Raw genomic sequence first — 4033 nt, 5'->3', positions numbered from 1 at the left:
GCGCCGCCCAGGTCGCCGACGGCGCCAGCCAGACCGCCGCCGGGGCCGACACCGTGAGCACTGGCGCTGCCTCCGCCGCGGACGGGGCAGCCGCCCTGAGCACGGGCGCGAACTCCGCCCTGACCGGCGCCGAGGCCCTCGCCACGGGCGCGTCGTCGCTCAGCGACGGTCTGGTCGGCCTGCAGGACGGCGCGGGGACGCTCCGCGACGGCCTGACCGACGGCGTCGAGAGCATCCCGGACACGGATGCCGCGACCATCGACTTGCAGGGCTCCACCATCGCCGACCCGGTCGATCTCAGGACCGCGGCGGTGACTCCGCCGGCACCTACGGTGCGGGCCTTGCCCCGTTCTTCGCGAGCCTGGCCGGCTGGATCGGCATCTACGCCCTGTTCCTGATCGTGAAGCCGGTCTTCCGCCGCGCCATCACTGCGCTGCACTCGCCGCTGAAGATCACCCTGGCGGGCTGGCTCACGCCCGGCATCCTGGGCCTGTTGCAGATGGCGGCGTTGTTCGGCATCCTCACCGGCGTGCTGCACTTCGAGGTGCACAACCCGGTCGGCACCTACGCCATGATGGGCCTGGCCGCGATGGCCTTCGCCGCGATCATCCTGGCGCTGAACGTGTGGCTGGGCAGCGTGGGCCAATTCGTCGGCCTGGTGCTGATGGTGCTGCAGCTGGTCACGGCCGGCGGCACCTTCCCCTGGCAGACCTTGCCGGCGCCGCTGGCGATCCTGCACCACGTGGTGCCGATGAGCTACGCCGTGGACGGCATCCGCCAGCTGATGTACGGCGGCAACCCGGCCACCGCGCTGGGCGACGCCGGGGTGCTGCTGCTCTGGCTGACCGGCGCCCTCGCCCTGACCGCGATCGGGGTGGTCCGGATGACCCACTTCCGGACCCTGCGCGACCTCAGGCCCAGCCTGATCGGCTAGCGCCCATCCCCATGCATTCTGGGGGCCATGGCCGCGGCGATCTTCATGACGGTGGTGATGCGGCGGGCACCGGCGTCCAGGGCGCCGCGGAAGATGCCGGGGAAGGCCAGCACGTTGTTGATCTGGTTGGGGTAGTCGCTGCGCCCGGTCGCCACGATTCTGGCGAAGCGGGCTGCCACGTCGGGCGTCACCTCCGGGTCCGGTTTCGACAGGGCTAAAATCATCGCGTCGGTCGACATGGTCGCCAGCAGCGACTCGTCGACGGTGCTGGAGGAGACGCCGACGAAGACATCCGCACCCGCCAGCGCCTGCGCCGGGCCGCCGTCGATCTGGCGCGGGTTGCTCGTCAGCGCGAACTCGGCCTTGACCCCGGTGAGATCGATGCGATGGCCGCTGAGGATGCCGCGGGAATTCAGCAGCACCACGTCCGGGATGCCCACCTCCAGCAGCAGCGCGGCGATCGCGATCCCGGCCGCACCGGCGCCGGCGACGACCACCCGCAGACCGGCGAGGTCCCGCCCGAGCACCTTGGCGCCGTTGGTGAGCGCGGCCAGCACCACCACGGCGGTGCCGTGCTGGTCGTCGTGCATGACGGGCATGTCCAGCGCCTCGATGAGCTTGGCCTCGAGTTCGAAGCACCGCGGCGCCGACACGTCCTCGAGGTTCACGGCGCCAAAGCTGTGCCGCACGCGCACCAGGGTCTCCACGATCTCGTCGACATCCGTGGTGTCCAGCACCAGCGGAATCGAGTTGAGGCCGCCGAAACGTTGGAACAGGGCCGCCTTGCCCTCCATCACGGGCAGCGCGGCGGCCGGGCCGATGTCACCCAGCCCCAGAACGGCGGTGCCGTCGCTCACGACCGCCACCAGCCGGCTCGCCCAGGTGTACTCGGCGGCGACGGCGGCGTCCTTGTGGATGGCGCGGCTGACCTCGGCGACGCCGGGCGTGTAGACGATGGCCAGGTCCCGCCGGGTGTCGATCGGCCGGGCCAGGGAGATGCGGAGCTTGCCGCCCTCGTGAGCTGCGAAGATCTCGTCGCTGCTGACGTCTGCGCTGGCGGCGGTGCCGGCGACGGCGGGCGGGACGGGGATGGTGAGCGACATAAGCCAGCCTTCGCGGTCGAGACAGGGGAAGCCGCACATTCGCTCGGGGCTCGAGACCGGCCTGAGGACAGGCTAAGGCCACCGCGGGCTGCACGCCCGGGACCATAGACCTAATCCCCGCAATCGGATGCGCCGACCGCTACGCGAGTTGCCGCAATGTCGTGGGCGGGCCCGACGGCGACTCACGCCAAAATGCCCCTTCCGACGCACGGAAGGGGCATTCTGAAGCAATTCGGCGGGCGACGGGCCGCCGCCACGGCGCTGCTAGCGCGGAAGGGACTCCTCCGCGGGCCTCGCGATGTCGGCGTCCGGCGCATCGCTGTCGGTGCCGTCAGTCGCGGTCGGGGCGGCCCCACGCTTCGATGCCGTGCCGTGGTGGGCCGCTTCGAGCGCCTCGGCCTCTTCCCCGCCGACGGCCTCGCCGCGGGCGACCATGCCGGCCACGTCGGACAGCTTGATCTGCTTGAGCATCAGGGCGAGGAGGAACGCCAGCCCGATGAACGGCAGCAGGTACCAGAACACCGGGGCCAGGGCATCCGCGTAGGCCACGACGATGCCGTCACGCACGGCGTCGGGCAGGGCGCTCAGGGTCTGCGGGTCGATGGAGGAGGTGGCCGCATCGGCATCCGTCGAACTGGCGCCGGCAGCGGTGAAGACGCCGCGGAGGTTCTCGGTGAGGCGGTTCGTGAAGATCGTGCCGAACACGGCCACACCGAGCGCAGCACCGACCTCGCGGAAGTAGTTGTTCGTGCTCGTCGCGGTGCCGACCATCGTCGGGTTGACCGAGTTCTGGGCCACCAGGACGACGACCTGCATGATCAGGCCGAGGCCGGCGCCGAAGATGAACAGGAACACGCAGATCAGCCAGATCGGCGTCTCGGCGGTGAGGCTGGTCATCAGCACCATCGCCAGCGCGGTGAGGATCGTGCCGAGGATCGGGAACATCTTGTAGCGGCCGGTCTTGGTGATGGCGATACCGGAGATGATCGAGGTGCCGATCAGTCCTGCCATCATCGGCAGCATCAGCAGGCCGGAGGCGGCCGCGGAGGTGCCGGAGGACATCTGCAGGAACGTCGGCACGAAACCGATCGCGGAGAACATGCCGAGGCCCAGGGTGAGGCCGATCAGCGTGGCGTTGACGAAGGTCGGGTTCTTGAACAGCGACAGCGGGATGATCGGGTCTTTCGCCTTCGATTCCACGATGACGAACAGGACTGCGGCGAGAATCATGCCGGCGCCGAACAGCCAGGTCTCGATCGCTTCCCAGCCGTGGCTGGCATTGCCGCCGAAGTCGGTGAAAAAGATCAGGCAGGTCGTGAATGCGGAGAGGAACAGGACACCGAGGATGTCGATGGGCTGGGTGGCCTTCTTGCTCGGCAGGCGCAGCGCGAACCAGGCGATCGCGAAGGCCGCGATGCCGACGGGGATGTTGATGTAGAACGCCCACTGCCAGGTGAGCTGGTCGACGAAGAATCCACCAAGCAGCGGTCCACCGACGGCCGAGAGGCCGAAGATGCCACCGAGCGGACCCAGATACTTGCCGCGCTCGGAGGCGGGCACGATGTCGGCGATGATCGCCTGGGAGAGGATCATCAGGCCGCCGCCGCCGAGGCCCTGCACCGCGCGCCAGACGATGAGCTGGGTGAAGTCGCCGGCGAAGGCGCAGCCCACCGAGGCGATGGTGAAGAGTGCGATCGCCAACAGGAAGAGCCGTCTGCGACCGAGCACGTCACCGAACTTGCCGTAGACCGGCATGACGATCGTGGTGGCGAGCAGGTAGGCGGTGGTCAGCCAGACCTGATGCTCGACGCCGCCGAGCTGGCCGACGATCGTCGGCATGGCGGTCGAGACGATGGTCTGGTCGAGGCTCGAGAGGAGCATTCCGGCGATCAGCGCCGCGAAGATGATCCAGATCCGACGCTTGGTCAGAAGGAGCGGACCCTCGGCAGAAGCAGCGAGGGTGGGGGCGGTCGCGGTCATGCGCTGGCCTTTCCAG

Annotated in this window: 2 protein-coding genes and 1 pseudogene; 1 reads left to right on the top strand and 2 read right to left on the bottom strand. The window is 69.3% G+C overall.

Annotated features, from left to right (window positions below):
* Nucleotides 1-934 (top strand): annotated as a pseudogene (locus JWP54_RS00590) (YhgE/Pip family protein); the annotation flags it as partial.
* Here JWP54_RS00590 and JWP54_RS00585 read toward each other — a convergent pair.
* Together JWP54_RS00585 and JWP54_RS00580 are read right to left on the bottom strand one after the other, a co-directional pair.
* Nucleotides 931-2037, bottom strand: a complete 1107-nt coding sequence (locus JWP54_RS00585; RefSeq protein WP_297366243.1) for a malic enzyme-like NAD(P)-binding protein — start codon at nucleotides 2035-2037, stop codon at nucleotides 931-933. The pseudogene JWP54_RS00590 and the gene JWP54_RS00585 overlap by 4 nt on opposite strands.
* Nucleotides 2038-2301: 264 nt before the next feature.
* Nucleotides 2302-4017, bottom strand: coding sequence for an MDR family MFS transporter (locus JWP54_RS00580; protein ID WP_297366244.1), 1716 nt, complete (start codon nucleotides 4015-4017; stop codon nucleotides 2302-2304).
* Between the last annotated feature and the right edge of the window lie 16 nt (nucleotides 4018-4033).

Source organism: Cryobacterium sp., from assembly GCF_025463825.1.
GTDB lineage: Bacteria > Actinomycetota > Actinomycetes > Actinomycetales > Microbacteriaceae > Cryobacterium.
The sequence above is the reverse complement of the archived record's forward strand: the minus strand, read 5'-3'. Positions and strand labels throughout refer to the sequence as shown.